This is a genomic window from Methanorbis rubei, from assembly GCF_032714495.1.
GTDB lineage: Archaea > Halobacteriota > Methanomicrobia > Methanomicrobiales > Methanocorpusculaceae > Methanocorpusculum > Methanocorpusculum rubei.
This window is the reverse complement of the sequence record NZ_JAWDKB010000001.1, coordinates 281,492-308,122: the sequence shown is the minus strand read 5'-3', so window position 1 is coordinate 308,122 and position 26,631 is coordinate 281,492. Positions and strand designations below refer to the sequence as shown.

At 51.4% G+C, this 26,631-nt stretch carries 25 protein-coding genes and 2 tRNA genes; 13 read left to right on the top strand and 14 right to left on the bottom strand.

Features of this window, described 5'->3' with window-relative positions; all coding sequences use genetic code 11:
- Positions 1–129 precede the first annotated feature (129 nt).
- From McpCs1_RS01695 to hisB, 4 genes are read left to right on the top strand one after another with little or no spacing between them, the layout of a single operon-like run.
- Positions 130–1,347 carry a methionine adenosyltransferase gene (locus tag McpCs1_RS01695; RefSeq protein ID WP_338095510.1) on the top strand — a complete coding sequence of 406 codons (1,218 nt, stop codon included), beginning with the start codon at positions 130–132 and terminating at the stop codon, positions 1,345–1,347.
- A 2-nt stretch (positions 1,348–1,349) separates the two neighbouring features.
- Positions 1,350–2,219 (top strand): ATP phosphoribosyltransferase, encoded by an 870-nt coding sequence (hisG, locus tag McpCs1_RS01690; protein WP_338095509.1) that lies wholly within the window; start codon positions 1,350–1,352, stop codon positions 2,217–2,219.
- Positions 2,220–2,933, top strand: coding sequence for a 1-(5-phosphoribosyl)-5-[(5-phosphoribosylamino)methylideneamino]imidazole-4-carboxamide isomerase (hisA, locus tag McpCs1_RS01685; protein ID WP_338095508.1), 714 nt, complete (start codon positions 2,220–2,222; stop codon positions 2,931–2,933).
- Positions 2,930–3,514 carry an imidazoleglycerol-phosphate dehydratase HisB gene (gene hisB, locus McpCs1_RS01680; RefSeq protein ID WP_338095507.1) on the top strand — a complete coding sequence of 195 codons (585 nt, stop codon included), beginning with the start codon at positions 2,930–2,932 and terminating at the stop codon, positions 3,512–3,514. The genes hisA and hisB overlap by 4 nt, the downstream gene beginning before the upstream one ends.
- Before the next feature lie 137 nt (positions 3,515–3,651).
- Here hisB and McpCs1_RS01675 read toward each other — a convergent pair whose 3' ends face one another.
- Positions 3,652–5,358 (bottom strand): AMP-binding protein, encoded by a 1,707-nt coding sequence (locus McpCs1_RS01675; protein ID WP_338095506.1) that lies wholly within the window; start codon positions 5,356–5,358, stop codon positions 3,652–3,654.
- 116 nt (positions 5,359–5,474) lie between these two features.
- Here McpCs1_RS01675 and McpCs1_RS01670 point away from each other — a divergent pair, with 116 nt between their 5' ends.
- On the top strand, positions 5,475–6,041 hold the full coding sequence (locus McpCs1_RS01670; RefSeq protein ID WP_338093933.1) for a TATA-box-binding protein: 567 nt from the start codon (positions 5,475–5,477) through the stop codon (positions 6,039–6,041).
- A 169-nt stretch (positions 6,042–6,210) separates the two neighbouring features.
- Here McpCs1_RS01670 and McpCs1_RS01665 read toward each other — a convergent pair whose 3' ends face one another.
- From McpCs1_RS01665 to McpCs1_RS01630, 8 genes are all read right to left on the bottom strand, one after another.
- Positions 6,211–6,903 (bottom strand): hypothetical protein, encoded by a 693-nt coding sequence (locus tag McpCs1_RS01665; RefSeq protein ID WP_338095505.1) that lies wholly within the window; start codon positions 6,901–6,903, stop codon positions 6,211–6,213.
- Positions 6,900–7,559 (bottom strand): MarC family protein, encoded by a 660-nt coding sequence (locus McpCs1_RS01660; RefSeq protein WP_338095504.1) that lies wholly within the window; start codon positions 7,557–7,559, stop codon positions 6,900–6,902. Before McpCs1_RS01660 ends, McpCs1_RS01665 begins: the two co-directional genes overlap by 4 nt.
- A gap of 166 nt (positions 7,560–7,725) precedes the next feature.
- Positions 7,726–8,199, bottom strand: a complete 474-nt coding sequence (locus tag McpCs1_RS01655; protein WP_338095503.1) for a NusA-like transcription termination signal-binding factor — start codon at positions 8,197–8,199, stop codon at positions 7,726–7,728.
- A 2-nt stretch (positions 8,200–8,201) separates the two neighbouring features.
- On the bottom strand, positions 8,202–8,492 hold the full coding sequence (locus McpCs1_RS01650; RefSeq protein WP_338095502.1) for a 50S ribosomal protein L30e: 291 nt from the start codon (positions 8,490–8,492) through the stop codon (positions 8,202–8,204).
- A 200-nt stretch (positions 8,493–8,692) separates the two neighbouring features.
- Positions 8,693–9,730, bottom strand: coding sequence for a hypothetical protein (locus McpCs1_RS01645; RefSeq protein WP_338095501.1), 1,038 nt, complete (start codon positions 9,728–9,730; stop codon positions 8,693–8,695).
- 177 nt (positions 9,731–9,907) lie between these two features.
- On the bottom strand, positions 9,908–10,759 hold the full coding sequence (locus McpCs1_RS01640; protein ID WP_338095500.1) for a damage-control phosphatase ARMT1 family protein: 852 nt from the start codon (positions 10,757–10,759) through the stop codon (positions 9,908–9,910).
- Positions 10,760–10,791: 32 nt separating this feature from the next.
- Positions 10,792–10,864: transfer RNA gene (locus McpCs1_RS01635), tRNA-Pro, on the bottom strand.
- Positions 10,865–10,954: 90 nt separating this feature from the next.
- Positions 10,955–11,419 carry a phosphate-starvation-inducible PsiE family protein gene (locus tag McpCs1_RS01630; RefSeq protein ID WP_338095499.1) on the bottom strand — a complete coding sequence of 155 codons (465 nt, stop codon included), beginning with the start codon at positions 11,417–11,419 and terminating at the stop codon, positions 10,955–10,957.
- A 319-nt stretch (positions 11,420–11,738) separates the two neighbouring features.
- Here McpCs1_RS01630 and McpCs1_RS01625 point away from each other — a divergent pair.
- The 6 genes from McpCs1_RS01625 to rpoA2 all read left to right on the top strand — a co-directional run bounded on the left by McpCs1_RS01625 (position 11,739) and on the right by rpoA2 (position 20,011).
- Positions 11,739–11,812: transfer RNA gene (locus McpCs1_RS01625), tRNA-Lys, on the top strand.
- 196 nt (positions 11,813–12,008) lie between these two features.
- Positions 12,009–12,257 (top strand): DNA-directed RNA polymerase subunit H, encoded by a 249-nt coding sequence (locus tag McpCs1_RS01620; RefSeq protein WP_338095498.1) that lies wholly within the window; start codon positions 12,009–12,011, stop codon positions 12,255–12,257.
- A 15-nt stretch (positions 12,258–12,272) separates the two neighbouring features.
- Positions 12,273–13,826 (top strand): DNA-directed RNA polymerase subunit B'', encoded by a 1,554-nt coding sequence (locus McpCs1_RS01615; protein WP_338095497.1) that lies wholly within the window; start codon positions 12,273–12,275, stop codon positions 13,824–13,826.
- Positions 13,827–15,740: a DNA-directed RNA polymerase subunit B' gene (locus McpCs1_RS01610; protein ID WP_338095496.1), complete on the top strand. Its 1,914-nt coding sequence runs from the start codon at positions 13,827–13,829 to the stop codon at positions 15,738–15,740.
- Between the two features lies 1 nt (position 15,741).
- Positions 15,742–18,414: a DNA-directed RNA polymerase subunit A' gene (locus McpCs1_RS01605; protein WP_338095495.1), complete on the top strand. Its 2,673-nt coding sequence runs from the start codon at positions 15,742–15,744 to the stop codon at positions 18,412–18,414.
- Between the two features lies 1 nt (position 18,415).
- Positions 18,416–20,011, top strand: a complete 1,596-nt coding sequence (gene rpoA2 / locus McpCs1_RS01600) for a DNA-directed RNA polymerase subunit A'' (protein ID WP_420847057.1) — start codon at positions 18,416–18,418, stop codon at positions 20,009–20,011.
- Positions 20,012–20,207: 196 nt separating this feature from the next.
- Here rpoA2 and McpCs1_RS01595 read toward each other — a convergent pair whose 3' ends face one another.
- Complete coding sequence (locus tag McpCs1_RS01595) at positions 20,208–20,918, bottom strand: DUF4276 family protein (protein WP_338095494.1); 711 nt, start codon at positions 20,916–20,918, stop codon at positions 20,208–20,210.
- Positions 20,915–21,961 carry an AAA family ATPase gene (locus McpCs1_RS01590; protein ID WP_338095493.1) on the bottom strand — a complete coding sequence of 349 codons (1,047 nt, stop codon included), beginning with the start codon at positions 21,959–21,961 and terminating at the stop codon, positions 20,915–20,917. Before McpCs1_RS01590 ends, McpCs1_RS01595 begins: the two co-directional genes overlap by 4 nt.
- A 99-nt stretch (positions 21,962–22,060) precedes the next feature.
- On the opposite strand from McpCs1_RS01590, the gene McpCs1_RS01585 reads away from it, so the two are divergent.
- Both McpCs1_RS01585 and McpCs1_RS01580 read left to right on the top strand, forming a co-directional pair.
- Positions 22,061–23,404, top strand: a complete 1,344-nt coding sequence (locus McpCs1_RS01585) for an aldehyde dehydrogenase family protein (protein ID WP_338095492.1) — start codon at positions 22,061–22,063, stop codon at positions 23,402–23,404.
- Positions 23,405–23,539: 135 nt separating this feature from the next.
- Positions 23,540–23,884 (top strand): hypothetical protein, encoded by a 345-nt coding sequence (locus McpCs1_RS01580; RefSeq protein ID WP_338095491.1) that lies wholly within the window; start codon positions 23,540–23,542, stop codon positions 23,882–23,884.
- A gap of 593 nt (positions 23,885–24,477) precedes the next feature.
- Here the strand turns inward: McpCs1_RS01580 and McpCs1_RS01575 are convergent.
- The 3 genes from McpCs1_RS01575 to McpCs1_RS01565 form a co-directional block, all read right to left on the bottom strand.
- On the bottom strand, positions 24,478–24,681 hold the full coding sequence (locus McpCs1_RS01575; protein WP_338093902.1) for a histone family protein: 204 nt from the start codon (positions 24,679–24,681) through the stop codon (positions 24,478–24,480).
- A 171-nt stretch (positions 24,682–24,852) separates the two neighbouring features.
- A complete protein-coding gene (gene mtxX, locus McpCs1_RS01570) occupies positions 24,853–25,620 on the bottom strand; it encodes a methanogenesis marker protein Mmp4/MtxX (RefSeq protein ID WP_338095490.1) in 768 nt (255 codons plus the stop codon).
- The gene (locus tag McpCs1_RS01565) at positions 25,617–26,603 is read right to left on the bottom strand and encodes a methanogenesis marker 2 protein (protein ID WP_338095489.1); all 987 of its coding nucleotides are present in this window, start codon (positions 26,601–26,603) and stop codon (positions 25,617–25,619) included. Before McpCs1_RS01565 ends, mtxX begins: the two co-directional genes overlap by 4 nt.
- Positions 26,604–26,631: the final 28 nt, after the last annotated feature.

Sequence of the window (26,631 nt, the reverse complement as noted above, 5' to 3'; positions counted from 1 at the left end):
ATATTTCCGCACTCTGTATTGCCAATACAAAATCTTTATAGGCAAAGTTTGCAATATAGCAAAAAAATCTATTTTTTGAAAATAACTATTTTATACTTAAACATCAGATGATTGAGAAGTGATTAAAAAGTGAAGAGAAATATCAGCGTCAAGCATCTCTCGCAGACCCCTATTGAGAAACAGAAAGTCGAGCTCGTCGAACGCAAGTGTATCGGTCACCCGGACAGCCTTGCAGACGGTGTCGCAGAGGCAATTTCCCGCGCACTCTGCAAGGAATATATGGCTGAATGCGACGGCGGCGTCCTGCACCACAACACCGATCAGGGAGAAGTTGTTGCAGGCGAATCAGCCCCTGCATTCGGCGGCGGAAAGATTGTAAAACCGATCTACTTCCTCCTCACTGGAAGAGCAACCCGCACCTTCGGCAACAAGGTCTTTGCAACCGATGCAATTGCCGTTGAAGCAGCACGCGACTATCTCAGCACCACGATTCCGACCTTTGACATGAACCGTGATGTCATCGTCGACTGCCGCATGGGCTCAGGCTCAACCGATCTCTGCGATGTGTTCAACACCAAGAAGGGCCACACCGCAGTTCCGCGTGCAAATGATACCTCCTTTGGTGTCGGTCACGCACCGTTCTCGCAGGTTGAGCAGATCATCCTCGGCCTTGACGAGTACATCGCAAACGAATTCCGCCCCAAGAACCCGATGCTCGGCTACGACATCAAACTGATGGGTCTTCGTGAGATCAACACGATCACGATCACGGTTGCCGCAGCAATGGTTGACCGTTACTGCTCTGGCATCGCCGATTATGTTGATATGAAGGCAAAGATGGAAGAGTCCTTCGGTAAAGTTGCAAGAAAGTACACCGACCGGAAAGTAAAGGTCGAGATCAACACGGCAGACATCATCAGAAAGAAGAGCACGTCTGTCTTTCTGACCGTGAACGGTACTTCTGCAGAAATGGGCGACGACGGATCCGTCGGCCGCGGCAACCGCTGCAATGGTCTGATCACTCCGAACAGACCGATGTCGATGGAGGCAACTTCCGGTAAGAACCCGATCAACCACATTGGTAAGATCTACAATCTGCTTGCAACTGATGTTGCCCGCGAGGCATGCCAGAAGGTTGAGGGTATCGAGGAGATGTACGTCCGCCTGCTTTCCCAGATCGGCCACCCGATCGACTACCCGCTTGTTGCAAGCGTGCAGTGCATAACCAAACGCGGATACGACTTCAAGGAGTATCAGGCCGAGGTTGAGGAGATCGTAAACCACCGCCTCGAGAACATCACCGATATCACCCGCCTGGTAATCGACGGTAAGTTAAAGACCTTCTAACGATGTCATCGTCATCCAAAATCCGGCTTGCCATCCCGAACAAGGGACGGATCGCCGAGCCGATCAATGATCTGATGGACAGGTCCGGCATTCATATTCAGATGAGTGCATCCCGGCAGCTGATCGCAAAGACGGTTGATCCGCAGATTGAGGTGCTGTTTGTCAGGCCGATTGATATCCCTGAGTATGTGGCGAAGGGTGTTGCCGATATCGGTATCACCGGCGTTGATATGGTTGCCGAACGCGGGTCTGATGTTTCGGTTATGCTGGATCTGAAGTTCGGGTCCGCACGGCTGGTGCTGGCTGTGCCGGAGAAGTCTCCGGTGCAGTCAGTTGAGGACCTCTCAGGTCTCCGCATTGCAACCGAGTTCCCCGGCATCTGTCGGAGATACTTTGCGGACGCGGGCGTTGATGTGACGCTGATTGAGGTCAGCGGTGCATGCGAAGCTGCTCCGCAGCTTGGTGTTGCGGACGCGATTGTGGATCTGACCTCGTCAGGGACGACTCTTGAGATCAATAAGCTTCGGATTGTTGATGAGATCATCAGCAGTACGACGAATGTTATTGCGAATCATGAGTCGCTCGCGACAAAGCATGAGAAGATCGAGGAGATTCTTCTTGCGTTTGAGAGCGTGATTGCGGCAAAGGGTCAGTGTTATCTGATGCTGAATGTGGATAAGTCCAGGCTTGATGATGTGCGGAGTTTAATTCCGGGTCTCGGTGGTCCGACGATTATGGATATTGCGGGTTCCGGTGCGGTCGCTGTGCATGCGGTTGTTCCGCATGTGCGTGTGTATCAGCTGATCAATCAGCTGAAGCATGCGGGCGCCCGCGATGTTCTGGTTCTTGATATTACGAGGATGGTGCGGTAGATGGAAGTTTTCCCTGCGGTTGATGTTCTGCGCGGCATGTGCGTTCAGCTGGTGCAGGGTGAGCGGTCTACGGCGACTGTGTATGGCACTCCTCTTGAGAACGCACAAAAATGGATCAGTCTTGGAGCGAAAAATCTCCATGTGGTGAATCTTGACGGTGCGTTTTCTGCGTCTTTTGAAAATGCCCGGGTTATCCGTGAGGTTGTTTCTGAGACTGATGTGTTTGTGCAGGTCGGCGGCGGCATCCGCAGTATTGCGGATGCCCGCGGCTGGCTTGATGCAGGCGTCGATCGGATTATTGTAAGTACGTTTGCGACAAAGGAGCCGCAGTCGATCTCGGCTCTTGCGAAGGAGTTCGGGTCTGACCGGATTATGGCGGGCGTTGATGCCCGTGCCGGTGAGATTGCGGTGTCCGGCTGGCAGGAGACGGCTGGCGACTATATCGAGTGGGCACAGTTGTTTGAGCAGCTTGGTGCAGGTTCTCTTTTGTACACGAATGTGGATGTGGAGGGTTTGCAGGCAGGTATTGCGGTAGAGCCGGTGAAGGCTCTGATTGATGCGGTGTCTGTTCCGGTGGTTGTTGCCGGCGGGGTTAGTTCGACTGCTGATGTTTCGGCGCTGAAAAGTTTCGGCGCTTTTGGCTGCGTGCTTGGGTCGTCGCTTTACAGCGGTAAGATTAGCCTGCAGGACGCGCTAAAGGAGGCGAATGTATGACAAGAAGAGCTGAGTTTTCCCGTGTTACGAAGGAGACTGCAATTGATCTGATGTTTGATCCTGATGTTTCAGGTGAGATTATGATTGATACCGGTCTTGCGTTTTTGGATCATATGCTGAATGCGTTTGCCCGCCACGGCGGTTTTTCCCTGAAGGTTTCGGCAAAAGGCGATCTGGCTGTGGATGCCCATCATACGATTGAGGATATCGGTATTGTTCTTGGAACAGCGATTAGTCAGTCGGTCGGCGAGGGTCGCGGTATTAAGCGGTTTTCGCATGCGATTATTCCAATGGATGAGTCGCGTGCGACCGCTGCGATTGATGTTTCCGGACGCGGCTATCTGGTGATGGATGGTGCGTTCACGGGAATTTCCACTGGCGGTATTCCTAATGATTTGTTCGAGCATTTCCTCTACAGTCTGTGCATGAATGCGAGGATTACTGCGCATGTGATTTTTTCCGGCGTGAATGATCACCACAAGTGCGAGGCGATCTTTAAGGCGTTTGGTGTTGCTTTAGGCGAGAGCCTTGCGGTTGTGCCGGGCCGTGATGATGTCCCGAGTACGAAAGGAACACTCTGATCTTTTTTTATTTTATTTTTCCATGCAGTGTCGCTTACCAGTGCACAAGTTTTCTCTCATCAACAAAATTTGCGTGAACTTCCGCGAAGGGTTCACAAAAAAAAACAGCAGGGAATCATTATCCCTGCCAAAAAAGATCAGCTGTCGCCGTTCTCTTCCTCGAACCGCTTCATCTCCTGATTGCGCAGCTCAGCACGTTTGATCTTACCGGAGATCGTCTTTGGAAGTTCAGGAACAAACTCGATCAGCCGTGGATATTTGTATGGTGCGGTTGTTCGTTTCACATAATCCTGAATATCCTTCACCAGTTTTTCCGAGGGCTTGTACCCCTCGTGCAGAACAATGAACGCCTTAATCACCATACCGCGGATAGAGTCTGGGCTGCCGACCACAGCACTCTCCTTCACCGACGGGTGTTCAAGAAGCGTGGACTCAACCTCGAACGGACTGATCCGGTAGCCTGAACTCTTGATCACATCATCATTCCTGCCGACAAACCAGAAGTAGCCGTCATCATCAAGATATGCCTTGTCACCGGTGTAGTACCAGCCGTTCACAAACATCGACGCATTCTCCTCAGGATTGTCCACATACTCGCGGATCAGACCTGCGGGTCTCGGGTTCAACGAGATTGCAATTCTTCCGGTCTCGCCTTGCGGAACCTCCCCCCCCTCATCATCATGTAGCTGCATGTGCCAGCCCGGAACCGGCTTACCCATCGAGCCCTGCTTGACTTCCATGCCGGGCATCGTTGCAATACAGCAGCAGGTCTCAGTCTGACCATATCCCTCGCGGATAGTAAGACCCGTTCCTTCCTTCCAGATGCGGATAACCTCAGGGTTTAACGGTTCGCCTGCACTCGTACAGGTCCGAAGCTCTTTGAACGAGAACTTCTTCAGATCCGCAATGATCAGCATCCGGTAAATCGTCGGCGGCGCACAAAACGACGTAATGCCGTAGCGCTCAATAAGCGGCAGAAGCTCTGTCGCATGGAACTTCGCACGGTAGTCGTAGACAAAAATACAGGCTCCGCAGATCCACTGACCATAGATCTTACCCCAGCCGCACTTTGCCCATCCCGTGTCTGAGACCGTAAAGTGTACATCATACTCGGTCAAATCATGCCAGAATTTGGCAGTAACAGTCTGGCCGAGCGGGTGGCCGTAGTCATGCAGCACCATCTTCGGATCCTTCGTAGTGCCGGAGGTGAAGTAGATCAGCATCGGGTCTGCTGCATGGATTCTGCGGCCAGCACTGCTGACCAGGCTGGTTGTGACCGGAGCCGGATAGAGCAGCTCATTCTGGTAGCCGATCCATGGCGTCTGCAGACGCTCGCCCGGGTTGTCATCCACAATCATGCGGAGCTGGAGATGCGGGCACTCTGCTGCAACCTCATCAACCTTCGCCATATTCTCGCTGTCGGTGATGACCATCTTGAAGTTGCCGACCTTCGTCCGGTACGCAATATCCTTCACCGTCAGCATGTGGGGGGACGGGCAGAAAACCGCTCCGAGTTTCATAATACCGAGGACCAAAAACCACCACTCAGGAACACGCGGCAGCATCAGAAGAACCCGGTCTCCTTTCTGAATCCCGAACTTCATCAGAATGTTTGCTGCTTCGTTTGAGTGGATCATCATGTCCCAGAAGGTGAACTTCTTCTCCATCCCTGCCTGGTTCACCCAGATCATTGCCAGATGGTTGCGATCCCTCTTTGCCCAGGAGTCGACCACGTCAAACGCGAAGTTGTAGTGTTTTGGCACATCGATCGAAAACGTCCGGTACGTTTCGTCATAATCGCCAATATTTCCCCCAATCTGTGGGAGGTCCTGCGTTTCTTTCATGATTACTGTCCATAATTTATGGGATGTGCTGGGTTATTAAACTCCACTCAGCAGGGGCGTTCCCGGTCCGTGACTGACGCGAAGTATTATGCTTGCATCTCTCGTAATAAATAAAGATGGATGGGAAAACATACGATTCGCTGAAGATCGAAAATATCGTTGCGTCCGGCGTAATCGCAGATGAGATTAACCTGGCAGATATTGCCGAGAAAATTGACGGGTGCGAGCTCAATACCAAACGGTTCCCGGGTGCGGTCTACCGTATTGATGAACCGAGAATGGCATCGCTGATCTTTTCGTCCGGCAAGGTTGTGCTTACCGGTATCAGAAACGAGTCGGCTCTTCAGGACGGTCTTGAGATCATTCTGAAGTCTCTGAAAGAGGCAGGCGTGAAAACGCTTGATGTGCCAAAGGTCGCGGTGACGAACATCGTCTGTTCGTACGATATCGGGAAGTTCATCAACCTGAACCGCGTGGTTGCAACGCTGTCGCTTGAGGCTATTGAGTACGAGCCGGAACAGTTCCCGGGCCTTGTCTACCGCATTAAGGATCCGAAGATTGTTGCACTGCTGTTCTCGTCCGGCAAGATCATCTTAACCGGCGGAAAGAATCTTGATGATGTCCGCCGCGGTCTTGACTTCCTCGAGGAACGTCTGGAAAATATCTTAAAAGAGCAGAAATAATTCGGCTCTCTCTGGTTTGTTTCATCACAAATCCCAATCTTTTTTTGAGTGTAATTTGGAAACGCGAATAGCGCGAATAAAAAATCGCCATTGGCGATTTTTAGGGATTTATCAAAATTACTTATTTTTGGACAAATCCGGCCGTTCAGAAAAGTATAGACAATTTTTTTTATTCGCGTTTCATATTTTCATCATTCTGACAGGCGTTTTTCATTGCCTTCATAAGAGCAACCATCTCCCGAACCTCCTCTTCGCACCGTTTTTCGATACTGGAATAATCCTTCTCATCCACCATGTCCCAGACCATCTTTCCGGTGGGTTTCTGGTCGCGTTCGCCAAGGAGTCTGTTCGCAAGTTCATTGTGAGTACAAGGATAGAGGACCGGCCTTGGAATCTGAAGAAATCCGATGCCTGCTGTTGCGAGGTCCACGACCCGCAGTTTGCATATGGTTTCATAGATCTCCTCAGGGGGGGCAACCTCGTACTCCTGACACTTTGCCGTGAGGAAGGGAAGGTCAAATGTTGAGATGCCGATGCCTGCCACGACCGGATCGCAGTGGATGCGTTTTTTTGCGGCAAGCGGCTTCCAGATCTCGGTGAAGTGGTGATAGAGATTTTTGACAACCTCCTCCTCTGACCCGTCGCTCCATATCCAGTGATGCTGGTAATCAGCTGACACCTCGCCAAGGAGAGGGCGTGCCCGGTAGACGACGCCCCCTAAGAGAGTGTGATCCTTTCGGTACGGATTCACCGCTAATGATGCACCGGTTTTTCTCCGGCGGTCGCATCCGGGAACGAATGCCTCCAGATCGAAGACGATGAGTTCAGTAAGTTCGGGCCGGAACACTACCACGTGTGTCACATCCCTGCCATGCTCAGCTGCATTAATCCGACCACACCGGTCCAGATGGTGTGAACGGCAATTGCCGTGAGGAGCAGACCAACGATCTTTGAAAGAATCACGATAACGGTTTCCCCGAGTACTGCGGTTATCTTTGAGGAGAACGCAAGCACCAGCCAGATGAAGAGGAGAGAGAGGGCGATCGCAAGAGCTGTCAGAATAATTCCGTTCTGGGAGCCGAGGATCATCACGGTCGTGATGGTTCCTGGACCGCACATAATGGGCGTCCCGATAATGACACCTGCCATTGATTTGCGGACGACTCCGGCCGGGAGCTGACCGTCCTTTGCCTGCTCGGCACGCTCCTCATGTGCGGACTTTCCGCCGATCTCAAGGCCCAGCACAATCTGAAGACCGAGAATGAAGAGGATGATACCACCGGCAACTTTGAAACTCTCAAGTTCAATGCCGAGTATGGAGAAGATTACGTCGTTGAAGACAAGGAACGCAAACATCAGCGCTCCTGCTACTGCTGTTGCGATACCTGCCTGCTTGAGAATTTCGGTTCTTGAAAGTCCACGGGTGAGATTGATGAACATTGAGACCGAGAGCAGAGGATCAAGAATGATGAACAGCGTGATTGCCGCTGAAAGGATGGTGGTGAGTATCTCAAGCATAGATGTAATGAGTATTGTTTTTGATCAATAAATATCTGGGGAACACATGCATACTTCTGATTCGTCAGGAGAAAATGCGGGGTCACATACGAGAAAAAAGTATCAAGTAGTTGCCTCAGGCAGTGCGGCTCGGCACTGCCTGCTGCTGAAATGAAAGGGCAGTTATTTACTGCTCTTCGTCTTCGTCGTCAAAGCTCTCTTCTTCATCCTGTTTGAGCTCAACATTGTTGATGTCAAACTGGCGGAATGCGAGTTTTTTTGCTTTGATGATGTTTCTGCCTTCCTTTCCGATTGCAAGACCGCGGTCTTCGTCGTTGACTTCAACGTATGCGATCTCGCCGTCTTCATCATCCTCGAAGGTGACGGTGCTGACCTGCACCGGCAGGAAGCAGTTGCGAATGAACTGAACTTTGTCTGCGTTGTACTCAACGACTTCAACCTTTTTGCCGAAAGCGTCGGATGCCTTTTTGATGCTGGCACCTTTCTTTCCGATTGCAAGGCCCATCTCTCCGGGGTTGATGACGAAGAGAATACGACCGAATTTGTCGTCAACCACACAGTCACGTGCACCTGCACCGGTCAGGTTTTCAAACTGTGCAATCATACGCATCGCATCTTCGGAAATTGTTATTTCGCTCATATTTATGCTCTCTTAAGGCTGAGAATGTCGGATTCGCCTGCTTCGACGATTGCAAGAACGCTGATCATGTGGTCACGACCGCACTCTTTGCCGAGCTGACGGGAGCTGCCGCTAAATTCGTAGAGCGGGAGGTTCTCTGCTGCTGCAAGCATTGCGCGAACTTTTTCCGGTGCATTGTGTGCAACGATAACAAGTTCTGCTTTGTTGTCTGCAATGATCTTTTCGACGCTGTTCTGTCCTAAGACGACCTTACCGGTCTTGATTGCCCTTCTCAGGGATAAGTTGAAATCCATTTGAGATTCACCATTTTTATTGGTAGATCTGCACTCCGATCCGGCACCTGGGGAGGTGGCCCCATAAAATCCGAATCTTCCCGCAGTCCGTGTCCTTCCGTTCTGGATGAACACCAGTTTTCCGGCAACGTAAGTTCCTTGCGTGCAGGAAAAACTGTGTATATATTACAGTTCAGTAGTAATGAAAGTATCTTAACCACTTACGGGATGAATATCTGCCCCCCGGTCTCTTGTTCCCATTCATTCATGATTTTTCTGAGTTTTTTGTGATCATTCTTTTCAAACGGGTCGAATATGCAGAGGGAGGCTGAGAGGTCGGAGAGTTTTTTCGGGAGGCAGCGGAAGTCGCCGTGGAGCACTGAGATGCGAAGATTTTCTCCTGATGCCTGTAGTATTTCGATTGGGCATCTGCGGATTTTTTTGGCGCTGAGGTTATCCCAGTCTGTTGACCAGTCGCATTCATCGAGTCCGAGGGGACGGCGGTTAACTTCGATGTTGACTGCGCTCCAGTATGCTGCTGCATACCACCGGTCGTTTAAGATGATGTGAGGCATTCCTGCAAGGCCAGCGGCGATGCCAAGCGTCCCAACCCCGCAGCATCCGTCGATGACAAGCGCAGGGTTTTTGTGGTCAATCATGTGGGAGAGGGAGAGAAGTTTGGGGTTGAAGGGCCGCGGCATTTCAATGTGCATGGTGCTGCTGCGCTGGTACACTACGATGTTTCCGGAGGGAGAGGAGAAGATGGTCGCATGCAGGTCGCATCCGATGATGCACTCATGGGTATGATAGACTGGGGAGCAGATGCCTTCCGAGAGGCCCGGTATGATGTGGCGGTCGCAGACGATGCCGCGGAGTTCGGGAACTTCTTCCATGAGTCGGTCGGCAGTGGCCCGATTGACTGCATGGGTGAGCAGGATCATTGATTTTTCGGGAAGGTACGGTGGTGAACGGAGCACCATGAACGGATGCAGGTGCGGAACTCCCGCACTCGTCAAGGGAGCATCTGGAGGGATTACTTTTTCTTCGGTGAGAATAAGCCAGATGTGGAAAAAAACGTCGTCGATATGGCGCTTGCCGCAGAACGGGCAGGGGGGAGGCGGCAGGTCCGGTTCCGGAGGTATCTGTTTGTTTCTTGATAGGCCATGGCAGGACTGGCATGCATCAAACCGGTGAGCAGAGGTTTTCAAAAGATCATCAGATGATTGAATGCAATCCTGTCCGCAGACGGGGCATTTCATAGATGTTTGGTTGTCGGGTGAGATGATAATGGTATCTTCTGATGATGTTTTGCGTGATTATTGAGGGATGTTTGTGAAAAAAGTGGTGATTTCTGTTGAGGCGGATGATGGGTTTATGGATTTGTTTGTTGTGGGAATACAATGGGATTTTGTTGGATCACACTTTTTCGTGAAACTCTATCGCAGCACCGCAATCAGATCGCCTTTCTTTGCCCCCACATGCCGGGCGACCGGCTCGCACTTCACCGTCATCAGATATGCAACCGGCGGCAGACCCTCATACTCGGTCAGGCTTTCGTAATTCGCAAGCCCCTTTGAAATAATCAGCGTAGCATTTCGCATAGCGTCAGTAACCTCCGGTGGATACATATCCGGATGCAGACCAAGTTGCGCACCGCCGCCTGCATGCAGCGCCGCATCACAAACCTCAGACAATCGCAGATCCTCTGCCTCCTTCATCGTCACATCATTCAGCATCGGCTGATCCTTCACCACAATCGTCACATGACTCCCGCGTCTCTTAAGAGCCTCGCAGAGCATCCGATCAAAAATCACCTCGCCGCAGTTGTCAGTACAGTACACCACGCGGTCCGCAAGCGCGAGAATTTTCTCCGTATCATCCTGCGCAAGGCCGCGCTCAAACATCTCACGGAAATACTTCGTAAAATCCTTCGCGATCTCATGCCCTGCAACCCCGTAATCCATCGCATTCCCAATCACTGCAGCAACAAAATAATCATGCACATCAGAAAGCATCGGCGCGACGGCCTCTGCAACTCTCATCGCAACCGCATTATCCTGCACCTTCAATTCACTATACGGATCAGCTGACCCGATCATCTCATAACAGCGTCGGTGCACCGCTCCTGCAATAACCGATGCCCCTATCGGCTCACTTGCCCGTGAATCGTACAGTTGCGTACACAACTCCCGCACTCTATCAACAGTATCCTCATCAGCTCCCGCATACCCTGCCTCTGCAACAACCCTTGAGAGCAGACATGCTCTGCATTCCGGCGCAAGTCTCATACAATCAACTCCAAAACAAAAAAAAATTACAATGGGGCCGCCGCGATTTGAACGCGAGTCAGAAGACCCCCAGTCTCCTAGGATTCCAGGCTACCCTACGGCCCCTCATTCTTCTCCCTTCTGGGACGAAGCATCTTACATATTAGACACGTGTTCCTTATTAGTTTTTACTTTGGCATCCGCAAAAAAAGAGAATCACTGATCCTCTGCGCTCTTCAGCTCCTTAAGATGCTCCATCATCTCCTGCTCATCACGGCCCACATAAATCAGCGCAACCGTCAGACCAAGAATCATAATCGTCGTCCCGATAATATCAATAAACGTCAGATTGCTCACCAGCAGCCTCCGCACCATCGTCGTAATACCTGCAATCAGAATCGGACGGATAAGAACACGGCCTGCACGGATATACGACGCAACCATATCCACAAGCGTCGCAATCACAATGATCAAGAGAATTGCCTGCAAAATACCGGTCAGCGAATGCTGCGACGGCTGGGCTATCGCCAGCCCCACAAGACCCGCAGTCTCAATAACACCAATAATTGCCGCAACCACCAGCAGAATCGCAATCGTCACATAAATACAGATAGTGATAATGCCGCAGCCCTTTGTCAGGAATGTGCGTATGCGGGGAAATGGATCCAAATCTTCAATCATAACTCTCATACCCGCGAAAAATTCTCGGGCAATTACATACTCTATAGCAATTTTATCAATATAATTGTAGGGGTTCGCCAGGACTCCTGCCTCTTTAACCAGCAATGACTCGTGCCCATCGACGGGCGCTTTCAACTCGACACGTTATTATTGAGGAACCGACAACCTAAATAACGCGAAGGCATAATTTGGGTCAAACAGGCCGGAGGACGTTCATTCTCCGTCCAACGCATACCAGGTTCCGCAATCTGCGGGGCCAACCGGCATGTATATATATTTTTCAATCCCAATAATGATGCTACCTTCCAGAGGACAACAAGGGCCAGTAGATCAGTCAGGCAGATCGTCGGACTTTTAATCCGCAGGTCGGGGGTTCAACTCCCTCCTGGCCCGCTTGCACGTCGCCATGGGTTTTTAGGAAAAACGGACCTCATAAGACCGCCCTATTTACTTTTCGGCAGCGTGTATTGGCGCGTCCGTTGGACAACCTGAAAGCGTCAACAAAAAAACTCTGAGACTTTTATGTGGTGAGAACTCTGAACACAAGCAACAGACATCCGTATATATCCAGATCTTAAATAGGAGCTCTATGACACGACTAAACGTACTACTCCATGAGATGGTTCCCGATCACCAGATCATGACCCCGGAAGAGGTCTCCCAACTTCTTACCGACTATGACATCACCGAAGAGCACCTTCCAAAAATGTATCATGACGATCCTGCTGCCAAAGCATGCGGAGCAAAACCAGGAATGGTTATTCGCATCACGCGCAAAAGTCAGACAGCAGGTGAAGCTACCTCCTACCGCCTCGTAGTCAGACGGCCGAAAAAATAACCAGAGTGGATATACTTGATTGATAGAAGCGTACTTTCCGGAGCATACTTTTCCCAGGAACACGTCGCCCGTCACCAGCTTGACTCATTCAACAACTTCGTGCAGTACAACCTGCAGAAAGTCGTCAATGAGCAGCGCCTTGTTGAGACGGAGATCGTAAACCGGGGAAAGAACCAGGAACCCGTATGGGTTGAACTCGGAGAAATCCGTGTCGAAAAACCGATCGTCCGTGAAGCGGACGGATCACAGAGCAAATTATACCCGACCGAAGCACGTCTGCGTAACCTTACTTACGCAGCACCGATGGTCCTTACCATGACACTCCATCAGGGCGACAAAGTCTTCGACCCGCAGGAGACGACCATTGGTCAGCTTCCGGTTATGATCGGATCCAAAGTCTGCAACCTCTGCGGACTCACAACCGAAGAAAGAACCGAACAGGGCGAAGATCCAAGCGACCCCGGAGGATATTTCATCGTCAACGGTACTGAACGCGTACTCATGACCCTTGAGGACCTTGCCTCAAACAAGATCATGACCGAGTACACCGAGAGATACAACGAGCAGATCCATGTATCCAAAGTGTTCTCTCAGTTCCGTGGCTACCGCGCACTCGTCGTCGTCGAGAAAAATAAAAAGAATCTCCTCGACGTCAGCTTCCCGTCCGTTGCCGGCCACCTCCGTTTCGCAGACCTGATGCGTGCATTAGGTCTTGAGACTGATGAAGACGTCGTCTCCGCAGTCTCACGCTCGGAAGATGTTTTAACCTATATGATGCAGAACCTCGAAGAGTCCGAATGTGCGAACTCCGAAGAAGGCATCATGTACGTCGGTAAAAAACTCGCACCGAACCAGACCAAAGACTATCAGAGAAAACGTGCCGAGTTCGTGCTTGACAGCTACCTGCTGCCGCACTTAAACTACCTCATCCCGTCCCACTTAAAACCCGGAGACGAAGGCTACGAAGTCTATGCAAAAGACGTCCGCGTCGCAAAAGCAGAGTTCCTTGGAAGAATGGCAGAAGCCTGTTTCGATCTCGCCTTAAACAAAAGGAGAATCGACGACAAAGACCACTACTCCAACAAACGCCTGAAGCTTGCCGGTGACTTAATGGAAGACCTCTTCCGTATCTCCCTCAACAGACTCACGCGCGACGTCAAATACCAGCTTGAGCGTGCCAGCATGCGTCACAGAGAACTTGCAATTGGAACGGTTGTTCGTGCAGACGTCTTAACCGAACGGCTCATCCACCCGCTTGCAACCGGAAACTGGGTCGGCGGCCGTACCGGAGTATCCCAGCTGATGGACCGTGTTGACCACATGTCCGTCATCTCCCACCTGCGCCGTGTCATCTCTCCGCTGTCCAGATCCCAGCCTCACTTCGAGGCCCGTGATCTGCACCCAACCCAGTGGGGAAGAATCTGTCCGTCCGAGACACCGGAAGGACCAAACTGTGGTCTGGTGAAAAACTTCGCCCAGCTTGTTGAGATCAGCAAAGGAATTGAAGACGAAGAAGAAATGATGCGCATTATCCGCGGCATGGACATCGAACCAATCCGGAGTGAGTAAATGGAAAAGAAAATGGCAAGAGTGTTCGTTGACGGTGCTCTGTTCGGCAAAGTCGACGACGCAGTTGATTTCACCAGAAACTTCCGTCAGATGCGCCGGAACGGTCAGGTTCCGACCGAAGTCAACATCTCCTACAAAGATTACAGCAACGAAATCGTCATCAACACCGACCGCGGACGGGCTCGCCGCCCGCTGATTGTGGTTGAAAACGGTCAACCGTCCGTTACTCCCGACGACATCGAGAGAGTGCGCAGCGGCGAGTACGAATTCATGAGTCTCGTTGCTCAGGGAAAGATCGAGTTCATCGACGCTGAAGAAGAGGACGACCTCTACATCGGCGTCTATGAAGACGACCTTACCCCTGACCACACTCACCTTGAGATCGACCCGTCTCTGATTCTTGGTATCGGAGCAGCACACGTTCCGTTCCCGGAACACAATGCATCTCCGCGTGTTACCATGGGTGCAGGTATGATCAAACAGGCTCTCGGCTTTGCCCAGGCAAACATGAAGCTGCGTCCCGACACCCGCGGTCACATGCTTCACTATGCCCAGGTCCCTATGGTCCACACCCAGGCTGCAGAGCTTATCGGTTCTGACACCCGCCCGCAGGGACAGAACTTCTGTGTCGCCATCATCTCCTACGAAGGCTACAACATTGAAGATGCACTCATCTTCAACAAAGCATCAGTCGAGCGCGGTCTTGGCCGTTCCCACTTCTTCAGAACCTATGAAGGAGAAGAGCGCCGTTACCCGGGAGGACAGGTTGACAGAATCGAAGTCCCCGAAGATGATGTTCAGGGTTCTCACGGACCCGGCTCCTATGCAAACCTTGACACTGACGGTATCATCAACCCTGAAACCCGCGTCATGGAAAAGGATGTTCTGATCGGCAAGACCTCGCCACCGAGATTCCTTGAGGAACCGACCGGTGAACTCATTGCCGTTGAAAAGCGTCGCGACACCTCCATCACCATGCGCAGCAACGAGACCGGTATCGTTGACACCGTTATTGTCACCGAGTCCGAGAACTCCTCGCGCCTTGTCAAGGTCCGTACCCGTGACCTTCGTGTCCCTGAAATCGGCGACAAGTTCGCATCCCGTCACGGACAGAAAGGTGTCTGCGGTCTGATCACTCCGCAGGAGAACATGCCCTTCACCGAAGCAGGTATTGCTCCTGACCTTGTTATCAACCCACACGCAGTTCCGTCCCGTATGACGATTGGCCACATGCTGGAGATGATCGGCGGCAAGACCGGTGCCCTCATGGGAACCCGCGTCAACGCAACTTCGTTCCGTAAAAAACCGGTTGAGCAGATCTTTGACAGCCCGTTTGCACAGCAGAGACTGCTCAATGACAAACATATCGGAAAAGAGGTTACCAACGACACTATCACTCGTGAACAGCTGCTCCGTCGCGAACTTGCACAGGCAGGATTTGCCCACAACGGCAGAGAGATCATGTATGATGGTATCACCGGCCGCAGATTCCAGGCTGACATCTACATGGGTGTCATCTATTATCAGAAACTCTACCACATGGTATCCACCAAGATGCATGCACGGTCCCGCGGACCTGTGCAGGTTCTGACCCGTCAGCCGACCGAAGGACGTGCCCGTGAGGGAGGTCTTCGTTTCGGAGAAATGGAGCGTGATGTCATGATCGGACACGGAGCAGCAATGGCCTTAAAGGAACGCCTGCTTGACGAGTCCGACGCAGTGAAGCAGTACGTCTGCGCACGCTGCGGAATGGTTGCAATGTATGATGCAAAGCAGAAGGCAACCCGTTGTCTTGCCTGCGGTGCAGAGACCGACATCTACGAAGTCGAGATGAGCTACGCATTCAAGCTGCTGCTTGATGAAATGAAGAGTATGGGAATTGCGCCCAGACTGAAACTGGAGGATATGGTGTAACATGACCAGCCCAAAGAGAATCGGAAAGATTGAGTTCGGTCTGCTCTCCCCAAAAGCGATCCGCGACATGAGTGTCTGCAAGGTCATCTGGCCTGACACCTACGACGACGATGGTTTCCCGTACCCGAAAGGTCTGATGGACCCAAGCCTTGGTGTTATCGACCCAGGTCTCCGCTGCAAAACATGCGGTCAGAAGCAGGGCGACTGCCCCGGCCACTTTGGCCACATTGATCTCGCAAAGCCGGTTATTCACGTCGGCTACACAAGACTCATCAGAAAACTTTTGCGTGTAACCTGCCGCGAATGCGGTCGTCTCCTTCTTGACAAGGAGGAGATCGAGCGGTTCAGTGCACTCGAAGACGATCCCTACTCTGCCGAAACCATCGGTGAGAAGGATATCAAAAAGGAACGCGTCTGCCCGTACTGCGGTGACCAGCAGTTCAAGATTAACTTCGAGAAGCCGACAAGCTTTGTCGAAATTGTCACCGAGACCGGTGAGGACGGCAAGGTTCACAAGACCGAGCACAAACTCACCTCTGCTGATATCCGCGAGCGTCTGGAAAAGATAACAGACGACGACCTTCGTCTTCTTGGTATCGACCCGACCGTTGCACGGCCCGAATGGACGATCCTTACTGTCCTTCCGGTTCCGCCGGTAACGGTGCGCCCGTCGATTATTCTTGAGAATGGTCAGCGGTCTGAAGATGACCTGACCCACAAGCTTGTTGATATCATCAGAATCAACCAGCGGTTCAAGGAAAACCAGGATGCAGGTGCTCCGCAGCTCATCATCGAAGATCTGTGGGAACTTCTGCAGTACCATGTCACGACATATCTCGACAACGAAGTTGCCGGATGTCCGCCTGCCCGCCACCGGTCGGGACGTCCCTTAAAGACGCTCTCCCAGAGACTGAAAGGAAAGGATGGCAGATTCCGTGGCTCACTGTCCGGTAAACGTGTCAACTTCTCCTCACGTACGGTTATCTCGCCTGACCCGAACCTCTCCATCGGTGAGGTCGGTGTCCCGCTTGCAATCGCAAACGAGATGTCTGTTCCGGTCCGCGTAACCAAACAGAACATCGAGGATATCAGGTCCATGATTCGGATCGGTCCAAACCGCCCGACCCTTCGTGACCCCTGCGGTGCAAACTATGTCAACCGTCCTGACGGCAGACGTATCCGTCTGATCTCAGGAGTTGAAGGCAACTGTGACACCGTTGCAGAAATGATTGAGCCGGGATGGAAGATCGACCGCCAGCTTCGTGACGGCGATATCGTTCTCTTTAACCGTCAGCCCTCTCTGCACAGAATGTCCATCATGTCCCATCACATCAAAGTGATGAACGGCAGAACCTTCCGCTTAAACCCGGCAGTGTGTCCTCCGTACAACGCAGACTTTGATGGTGACGAAATGAACCTGCATGTTCCGCAGACCGAAGAGGCCCGTGCGGAAGCAGAGCTTCTCGTTGCAGTTCAGGAAAACATTCTCTCTCCAAGATTCGGCGGCCCGATTATCGGCGGTCTTCACGACCACATCTCCGGTATCTTCCTCCTCACCAATCAGGTGAAATGGTACACCAAATCCCAGTTCCTCTATCTCCTGAAGTACACTCCTATGGAACACCTTCCGGAGCCCGGAATGATTGGTGACGACGGAACCCCGTACTGGAGCAACAAGCAGGCATTCTCAGTAATTCTGCCAACCGACGTCAACATGTTCTACAAGGCAACCTGTTGCCGTAACTGTGACCCCTGTACCAAGGACACCCACTGTCCGAATGATGCATACGTCAGAATTGTGGATGGTCAGCTGCTTACCGGAACGATTGACAAGAAATCTGTCGGAGCAATGGACGGTGCGATTTTGAACCGTATCATCCGTCTGCACGGTATGAAGCGTGCCCGCGAGTACATTGACGACTTAACCAAACTGTCGATTCGTGCAATCATGATCAACGGTTTCTCGTATGGTATCAATGATACCGATCTCGGTAAAGAGGAGTATAAGCAGATCCGTGATGTGCTTGACAAGGCAGAGTCTGACGTGGCCCAGCGTATCAGCATCTATGAACAGGGACATCTCGAGCCGATGCCGGGAAGAACCCAGGAAGAGACGCTTGAAATGCAAGTGATGAAGGAACTCGGTAAGGCTCGTGACCGTACCGGAGAAATTGCATCCCGTCACTTAGGTTTTGAAAACTCTGCAGTGGTAATGGCAGTATCTGGTGCCCGTGGTTCTATGCTGAACATGGCACAGATGGCCGGTTGTATCGGTCAGCAGGCAGTGCGTGGTGAGCGTATCGTTCGTGGTTACGAGGACCGCACCCTGCCGCACTTCAAGCGCGGCGACAAGGGATCAGATGCACACGGATTCGTCCGCAACTCCTACAAGTCAGGTTTAACTCCGACCGAGTTCTTCTTCCATGCAATCGGAGGTCGTGAAGGTCTTGTAGATACTGCAGTCCGTACTTCGCAGTCCGGTTACCTGCAGCGTCGTATGATCAATGCTCTTCAGGATCTGAAGGTCGCGTACGATGGAACTGTCCGCAGTACCGGAGGCAAGATCATTCAATTCAAGTATGGTGAGGATGGAACCGACCCGGCAAAGTCCGCATCTGGTCTGCCGGTTGATGTCAAGGGTATTGCTGAGTCAGTGTTAAAGGAGGCAGTGTAAAATGGCGCCAAGAAAGAAGGCAGAAGAGCCGGCTGCATTCCCTGCACCGACCTTTATCGATGAAGACATTCCGATGGATCCGGTTGAAGAAAGTGAGGGTCGGTTCGGCGACTCACTTGAGGACGCAGTAATTAGTCAGTACGAGGCAGGCATCCCTGAGCTGGTTGAGGAGATCGAAATTGTCGAAGAGATCGTGGACGAATCTGACGAGTTCGAGGATGAGGACGACGAGACAAAGTCAAGGTCCAGAAAAGGAAAGAAAACTGTCTCTGAGATCGAGATTCCTGAGAGCAGTGTTGCAAAGATGCTGCGCGAATGGAATCTGCCAAAGACTCTGTTCGATCAGATCCGCATCTGGCTTGAGGACAAGACCCCTGAAGAAATGGAGTCTGTCAACCTTGACCGGATGAAGACCCGTGTCTGTCGTCTGGTTGACGAGGACATGCCGGTCTCAACAACGACTGAGCTTGCAAAAATTCTGATCGCCAAACATGACTCTGCACGTGATGTGACTGACGAGCAGTTTGAGGAGATCGTTTCCCGTATCAATCAGGAGTACGACCGCACCCGTGTGCAGCCGTGCGAAGCTGTGGGAATCAATGCAGCCCACTCGATTGGTGAACCGGGTACCCAGATGACAATGCGTACCTTCCACTATGCTGGTGTCGCTGAAATTAACGTTACGTTAGGTCTCCCGCGTCTTATCGAGATCATGGACGCAAGGAAAGAGCCGTCCACGCCGACCATGACGATCTTCCTTGAGGGAAGTTACCGCGAGGACCGCGACAAGGCACGTGAAGTGTCCTGGAAGATTGAGGCAGCACCTCTGCATGAGTTCGGTGATATCGAGACTGATATTGCGGATATGTGTGTAGTTGTACAGATCAACCGCGAGGTGTGCAAGAAGAGAAAGATCTCGGTTGCCGAGATTTTAGAGCGTGCCCCGCAGAAAATCAAGGACAAGCGCCACTACCGCGACTTTGAGGTCGAGATCAATGACAAGGACGGTATTCTCCGGTTCCTGCCAAAGAACGAGGAGTCATACCAGAATCTGTTCCAGCTGGCAGAGCATGTCCGTCAGGTAATCGTGCAGGGTATTGATGATATCCGCCGTGTTGTGGTCAGAAAGGAGAATGATGAGTACATTCTCCACACGGAAGGCTCGAACCTGAAGGATGTCTTTGAGATTGATGGTGTTGACTGCACCAGAACGAGAACCAACAACATCGCTGAAATTGCCGGAACTCTGGGTATTGAGGCAGCACGGTCTGCTATCATCTACGAGGCGTTTTCTACGCTGAAGGAACAGGGTATCTCGGTCGATCTTCGTCACATCATGCTGGTCGCAGACATTATGTGTATGGACGGCGAGGTCAAACAGATTGGTCGTCATGGTATTGCCGGCGAGAAGGAGTCGGTCCTCTCCCGTGCATCCTTTGAAGTGACGGTCAATCACCTGCTGGATGCCGCGGTCGCTCACGAGTTCGATGAGCTGTCCGGTGTTACCGAGAACGTTATCGTCGGTCAGCCGATTCTGCTCGGTACTGGCGACGTGAAGCTGATGGTCCGCCGGGTTGACCCGACGAAATCAGCATAATTTTTTTTGAAACGCGAATAGCGCGAATCGCACGCCGTTCCGTCGTGCTCACTGCTTCGCAGAATAAAAAATCGCCAATGGCGATTTTTAGGGAAATACTAAGTAATATATTTTTTAGATAGAATCACGATCAATTTTTTTGAAAATCGCCATTGGCGATTTTTATTCGCGCTATTCGTGTGATTCGCGTTTTTGCTTATCGTTGCTCAGCAGCACACATGCCTTTGATCGCAACAACCCGCTCGAGTTCGGTGAGCCATTCATTGAAGTGAGGGCATTGCCTGCGGATGTCTGCAAGCCCGATTTTTTCTGCGATTAAAATTCCTTCAACCGTCTTTGAGTACCTCGGATACAAATGCTTCAGCCGCTTCGACGGAGCGCTCTCAGGCCTCGTGTTGATGTCTTCAGGCTCATAATTTCTGCGGATATCTTTAAGCTCTCTGCAGTGTGAGCTTCTGCCGACCGAGAGCACTTTGTCGATTGCGGCAATGTCGGAGAACAGGAGTGCTTCAAACTCATGAAGCTGGATGTAGGGGATAAAGTTGTCATCAGGAATGTCTTCGCCGCTGATGTTCTCATCCAGCATCCGTTCCAGGTACCTGACCCGCTCATACGAAGTTGGGTAGTCATAGATGTTTTCCATCCCGGGAAAGTCCGCCGGCAGCCCGTAGTAGTCGATCATCGTGGTCACCACCGCATTTTTGTTTTTGAGAAGCCAGCGGGTATTGATGCGGAACTGTTCGTAATGGCTCAGTCCGCCGCGATGGGTGACGCCGTGGGCATTGCTGGTTTTGTTGATGACAACCGTGATGCTGCATCCCATTCCCTCAAAATACGGGCGGAGAATATGTGCAGCAAATGCGGCTTCGGTAAATCCTTCGACATGTATCTTGAGGAGGAGCGTCACGGATTGCCTCCGAGAATGTTCATCTGCCAGAGTTCCCCAATACTGTACTCCTCAATCCAGTCAGCAAGAGTTTCCGGTGTCGTCAGGGTTACCGACGTTGCACCGTTATGATTTTCCACAATCAAAATGCTGCACCCTTCCGCATCCTCGGTCTCAGGATCAAATGCATTCAGAAGCTGAACTGACTGGGTGGAGACGATGAGCTGGGACTTCTGGCCTGCGAACTTGATCAGATCAGCGAGTGCCGCAACCGCAAACGGATGCAGTCCAAGTTCAGGTTCGTCGATGAGGATCAGTTTCGGAGGGCACGGCTGAATCAAAAGAACCGCAAGGGCAACGAATCGTGCGGTCCCTCCCGACAGAGCACTCAGAGGAAACGCGTAACCGTCTGAGTTTTTGTCCATCCAGTATATGGAAGGTTTGTCCGCATCGTTCCTGAACACAAAGTCGCCGAACTGAGGGAACACGAGCCGGACCGTGTCAACGATTTTGTGATAATGATCAGGTTCGATGTTCTTCAGCATATGAAGAAACGCTGTCAATTTTTCATCGTCATGATTGACGCACCGCTGTTGAAATCGGTAGATGGTCCAGCTCTGGAGATGCAGACGGAAACTTTCGCAGGACGGATGTTCGTTCACTTTGGTGAAGACACCGGTCTCTGAAGTATCCTTGGACTTCAGGGTCAGCGTTTTCTCTCCTGCCGCAAGTATCAGCTGTTCGCTGTAGATTCTGCAGCGATGAGTTTCGTCTGCTGTCAGCACAACCTCATACAAACTATCGCCGAACTCTGCGGTGATTTGCACCTTTTCTGTCCTGTCGGTGCCGTAGCGAAATAGTATCTCAGCCCCTCCGCTCTCTTCAACAAACTTCTGGAGTTTTCCAAGAGTCACGGCATGCAGGAGCTCGAAGATGCTCAACACATTGCTTTTGCCTGAACCGTTCGGTCCGATTAACAGATTTATCCGGTCGAGCGGTATCTCGATTCTCTCAATCGAGCGAAAGCCCTCAATACGTATTCTTGTGAGATGCTGGGCTATCATTACGATGAATATCGTGTTTTACCGGTATTAAAAGTGCGGTCTGTTCCAATATCATCACATACAGAGAAGATTTATACCAACAGATCTTATGTTCACTCAATGACTCTTGATGAGATGCGAAACTACTTTGTGGCTGGATCAACCCGCTCTCTCGCATCGCGAAAGACTGCACTTGCCAATCTTCGGCAGGCAATCGAACGCCATGAGCCTGAGATTTTGCGGGCGCTTGAAGCTGACCTTGGAAGACCTGCGTTTGAGGCCTACAGCTTTGAGATTGCACCGGTACTGCAGGAGATCGAAACTCTTGAGAAAAATCTTGCCAAGTGGACGAAGACCGAGATGGCCAAAACACCCTTGTTCCTTTTCTCTTCAGTTACTGAGGTTCGCACCGTCCCGCACGGACTTGTGCTGGTTATTGCTCCCTGGAACTATCCTTTCCTTCTTCTGATGCAGCCGCTCGCAGCAGCAGTTGCATGTGGAAACGTTGTTGCTGCGAAGCCTTCGCGTCGTGCGCCGGAAACATTTCGGATCATGAAGATCATTCTCTCCGAAGCTTTTCCTGAGTCTTGGGTCTCTGTCTTCAAGGAGGTAAACCTTGACGATCACTACGACTACACCTTCTTCACCGGCGGAATTGAGACCGGAAAAATCATTGCCGAAGCTGCGGCCCGCAATCTGACGCCGGTAACGCTTGAGCTCGGCGGCAAAAACCCTTGCATCATTGATGAGACGGCAAACCTTGACGCAGCAGCAAGACGCATCGCCTGGGGAAAATGTGCGAACGCCGGTCAGACCTGTGTTGCCCCTGATTATCTTCTCGTGCATGACTCGGTCCGCGACATTCTCGTTGACAAAATTGCCGGAGAGATTGAAAAATTCTATGGCGAAAACCCGACCATGAGTCATGACTATGGAAAAATTATTTCCACCGAGTCATACAACCGACTTCTTGGCTACTGCGAGCCGGAACGCATTCTCAAACAGTGCGGTATGCATAACCCGGGTGACCGCAGATTCACGCCGGTACTTTTGTCTGCATCCTTTGGCGACCCGGTCACGCATGAGGAGATCTTCGGCCCCATCCTTCCGATTATCACCTGGAGGACGAAGTCTGATCTAAACGAACTGCTCTCGCCGACACCACTTGCCCTCTATCTGTTCACCTCTGACATGGCATTTGCCGAACAGATGATCGCACGCCATCCCGCAGGCGGCGTCTGCATCAATGACGTGATGCTGCAGGCTGCGAACGGCAACGCACCATTCGGCGGCGTTGGGACAAGCGGCATGGGCCGCTATCATGGAAAATATTCTATCGATACCTTCTCCCGCAAACAGACTGTTGCACGCCGGAAAAAATCCTCAGACCCTGCCATTCGTTACCCTCCGTATACGGACGAAGGACTGCAGAAGATCAGAAAATGGCGCAGACGCCTGTTCTGATCTTTTTCTTTTTTGTCGGGCAATATATTTTGAAGCGAAGAAGATGTTTCAGGGACTGGTACTGCGGGAGGCGTGCCTGATCCCTCTTTAGCTATTTCACAAAAAATATATGATGAGACTGAGAGGTAATGTATTATGAAAAAGATTTTACTTGCTGCAGTGCTTTGTGCGGCACTTGCCCTGGTCTTTGCTGCCGGATGCGTTAGTGCTGATCCGGTTGTCGGCAACTGGGAGACCAAGCCGGTGCTTGGTGTGTATGTTTCCGTCCAGTTTGTGAATGATGGCACAGGTTCCATTGCATTCCATACCGACCTCTCTCCTGCCGCAGGCACAACGATGTTTACCTGGGAAAAGACCGGAGACAACACGTATAAGATTATGAGTTCAGACAAGCACCTTAGCGCAGGAACCTACACGCTTTCTGCTGACGGTCAGACACTGACCAGCGAGTCAGGTCTGATTACTCTGCACAAGGCGTAAAACCTCTCCACAATTTTTTCTTTTGGGAGTTACGCGGTGATCAGTTTCATCGTTTGAAATTTTTTTGTCCTTGGCCTCACTTAGAGTAACCACGGAATGCACTGAGCACACAGAGCTTCACGGAAAAAAATGAAATGCACGGAGAACGCCTGCGGCGCCGGAATGCACGGAAAAACTAAGAGCATGAGTATATGTGTCTGTTATTGGTTAAAGAACCAACTTCCTTAGCTCTTCCGTGCATTCTGGCGCCGCAGGCATTCTCCGTGCATTCAGTGAAGCTCCGTGTGCTCTGTGCATTCCGTGGTTGTTCCAAGCAAAACCGCATATAACAAAACCACACCACGTGAGTCCTATCTTTTTGCTTGTTATATCCCTGCTTTTACAGGATGAAATATGATCAATGCAAAACATCGTTTGTTACCAAAAAAACTTCAGGGCAAAGCTGAAAAATATCAGCGTCTCCTCTGATGAATTTCTAAAATGAGTCTTGGTGAAAGGATATATTGCGGTATCCGGAATGGATACCGGCATCCTGAACACTACCACAATCGGCAGTTATTCCACACCCCTGATTTTTCAAAAAAAAATCAGTATTATTCTTTAGTGGCGAGGTCAATGTCCTCTGCCTTAATGGTCTTGCGACCTGCATGCTGGGCAAGTTCAAATGCCTGCTTTGCAATCTCTTCGATGTATGCTTCTGCCTTTGCGACAAGTGCGTCTGCTGCATCTTCACCGACACGGTCTGCACCTGCTTTCTTTGCAAGTCTGACAACTGCTGCTTTTGGTAAGTCTGCCATAAATATTACCAATGAAAAAATAGTTCTATAAAATATATAAATATATCTCAAGAAACATCTTTTTTTTCTTGTTTGGACGTTATTTTGCATCGAATCAGATTTCGTCCGCGAATTATCGGCGATATTTAAAAATGGCAATAAATGCGGGTCAATTTTCAAAAATCAGTATAATTATCGTTTTTTCCCGGAGACGAGCGCTGCGGCGAGGCGCAGTGAACCGTCATATCCGGCCGATGCGCGCGAACTGTCCACAAATACAGGAGATATATTCACTACGGGCGCACCATGCCCGATGCCGTGTCCAAGGAAGGTCAGAGTACGAAAAATCAGGTTGCCGGAGATGCCGTCAGGGGCGATGATGACACCGCAGTCTTTGACCGCATCCTCGATGAGAATCTCTCTATGCTCGGCACCGGTAAGTCTTGCAACCTCCTCTGCATCATGAATAGTTTTGTCAACGATTTGGTGTCTTCCGATGTCGCCGAGCCGGCCGCCGGAGAGTATGGCGGTCCTTTCAGAGATCCCGAAGTTGCGTGCAAGCTCGCGTGCATCTAAAACAAGGGACACTTTTTCTGAAACCGTCCATCCTTCATCAACGCCAACCGGTGCGAGGAAAAATTTCTGGTGGTCAGCGGTCTCAAGAAGTGCGATGCGTTCAAGCCGCGTAACATTGCATGCGGCTTTGAGATAACGGAGTGTATCGTTTGCAGGGAGTGTTCCCCTAACTGCACCGTCAATAGTTCCGGCAATCAGATCGTCAATGATTTTCTGATGCGGAGTCTGGCACACGACGAGTTCAACGAACGGGCCCGCAACGCGTCCTGCGGCAGTTTCTGCATCACAGTAGCAGCGGACGCGAAGCGTTTCGTTCGCAATGCGTCCTGCACTCAAAAGGACCTTTGCTGCGTCGTTGCTGCATCCGATGCCAATCGTGATCATATGTTTGTTATGCCTTCTTCACAGAAGTTGAAGAGCAGTGTCTCCTGCTCTCCCTTCACAAGGGTGAGTTTTTTGGTGCTGGTGACAGTACCGATCACCTGAGCTGCCATGCCTGCATTGCGGAATTTCTTGCAGACTGCTTCCACATTTGACTGATGGGCGGTCATGATGAAACCCATCCCAGGGTACATGCGGATCCACTGCTCGAACGTGATGCCAAGGGCATCAAGGTCAGGGCTCGGGATTGCGGCGAGATCTATGACTGCACCGACTCCGCTTGACTCGATCAGCATGCCAAGCGTTCCGATCACGCCGGGGTTGGAGATGTCCTTTCCTGCGGTGAGGAGATGGCGTTCTCCGAGATCCTTCATGACCGCTATCTGGGAACGGAGAACTTCGGGCGTTTTCATGGTGACCGAGTCCCAGTTCATGGGTGCCGAGGGGTGAATGCGGCCCTTGAGATCAATTGCCGCGATGATGGCATCATTTGGCTGGGCCTTGCTGCTGTAGATGATGTTGTCGAGTTCGGCAACTCCGAGGATAGAGACGTCGATGACATTGTAGGGTGCGTCAGGATGCAGATGTCCGCCGACGACGGGAACATCAAAAGCGACTGCTGCATCATGCATGCCGCGGCTGACTTCAGACATGATAGCGTCGTCTGAGGCTGAGAGTACATCAACCATGGCGACGGGACGACCGCCCATTGCGGCGATGTCATGAACATTGACAAGGATGGCGCAGTATCCTGCCCAGTACGGGTCCACCTCCATGAGTTTGTTCCAGATGCCGTCTGCGGCAAGCAGCAGTGCAGTTCTGCCGTTCTGAATGACGGCGGCGTCCTCTCCGTAGGAGGCAACGACGTCGATGTTGTCGATGTGAAGTGACCGCACCAGACTGCCGATCGCCTGCTTGCGTCTGACTCCGTCATATTTTCGGACGGCTTCGGCGACCGACTCGGGGGTATAGTTGTCTGCAACCATATTTCGCGTATTCACCACGTAGGGGAGG

Coding starts and splice junctions, on each gene's coding strand:
- hisG (WP_338095509.1), top strand. CDS start 1,350: ATGTCATCGTCATCCAAAATCCGGCTTGCCATCCCGAACAAGGGACGG.
- hisA (WP_338095508.1), top strand. CDS start 2,220: ATGGAAGTTTTCCCTGCGGTTGATGTTCTGCGCGGCATGTGCGTTCAG.
- hisB (WP_338095507.1), top strand. CDS start 2,930: ATGACAAGAAGAGCTGAGTTTTCCCGTGTTACGAAGGAGACTGCAATT.
- McpCs1_RS01675 (WP_338095506.1), bottom strand. CDS start 5,358: ATGAAAGAAACGCAGGACCTCCCACAGATTGGGGGAAATATTGGCGAT.
- McpCs1_RS01670 (WP_338093933.1), top strand. CDS start 5,475: ATGGATGGGAAAACATACGATTCGCTGAAGATCGAAAATATCGTTGCG.
- McpCs1_RS01660 (WP_338095504.1), bottom strand. CDS start 7,559: ATGCTTGAGATACTCACCACCATCCTTTCAGCGGCAATCACGCTGTTC.
- McpCs1_RS01655 (WP_338095503.1), bottom strand. CDS start 8,199: ATGAGCGAAATAACAATTTCCGAAGATGCGATGCGTATGATTGCACAG.
- McpCs1_RS01650 (WP_338095502.1), bottom strand. CDS start 8,492: ATGGATTTCAACTTATCCCTGAGAAGGGCAATCAAGACCGGTAAGGTC.
- McpCs1_RS01645 (WP_338095501.1), bottom strand. CDS start 9,730: ATGAAATGCCCCGTCTGCGGACAGGATTGCATTCAATCATCTGATGAT.
- McpCs1_RS01640 (WP_338095500.1), bottom strand. CDS start 10,759: ATGAGACTTGCGCCGGAATGCAGAGCATGTCTGCTCTCAAGGGTTGTT.
- McpCs1_RS01630 (WP_338095499.1), bottom strand. CDS start 11,419: ATGATTGAAGATTTGGATCCATTTCCCCGCATACGCACATTCCTGACA.
- McpCs1_RS01620 (WP_338095498.1), top strand. CDS start 12,009: ATGACACGACTAAACGTACTACTCCATGAGATGGTTCCCGATCACCAG.
- McpCs1_RS01610 (WP_338095496.1), top strand. CDS start 13,827: ATGGAAAAGAAAATGGCAAGAGTGTTCGTTGACGGTGCTCTGTTCGGC.
- McpCs1_RS01605 (WP_338095495.1), top strand. CDS start 15,742: ATGACCAGCCCAAAGAGAATCGGAAAGATTGAGTTCGGTCTGCTCTCC.
- rpoA2 (WP_420847057.1), top strand. CDS start 18,416: ATGGCGCCAAGAAAGAAGGCAGAAGAGCCGGCTGCATTCCCTGCACCG.
- McpCs1_RS01590 (WP_338095493.1), bottom strand. CDS start 21,961: ATGATAGCCCAGCATCTCACAAGAATACGTATTGAGGGCTTTCGCTCG.
- McpCs1_RS01585 (WP_338095492.1), top strand. CDS start 22,061: ATGACTCTTGATGAGATGCGAAACTACTTTGTGGCTGGATCAACCCGC.
- McpCs1_RS01580 (WP_338095491.1), top strand. CDS start 23,540: ATGAAAAAGATTTTACTTGCTGCAGTGCTTTGTGCGGCACTTGCCCTG.
- McpCs1_RS01575 (WP_338093902.1), bottom strand. CDS start 24,681: ATGGCAGACTTACCAAAAGCAGCAGTTGTCAGACTTGCAAAGAAAGCA.
- mtxX (WP_338095490.1), bottom strand. CDS start 25,620: ATGATCACGATTGGCATCGGATGCAGCAACGACGCAGCAAAGGTCCTT.
- McpCs1_RS01565 (WP_338095489.1), bottom strand. CDS start 26,603: ATGGTTGCAGACAACTATACCCCCGAGTCGGTCGCCGAAGCCGTCCGA.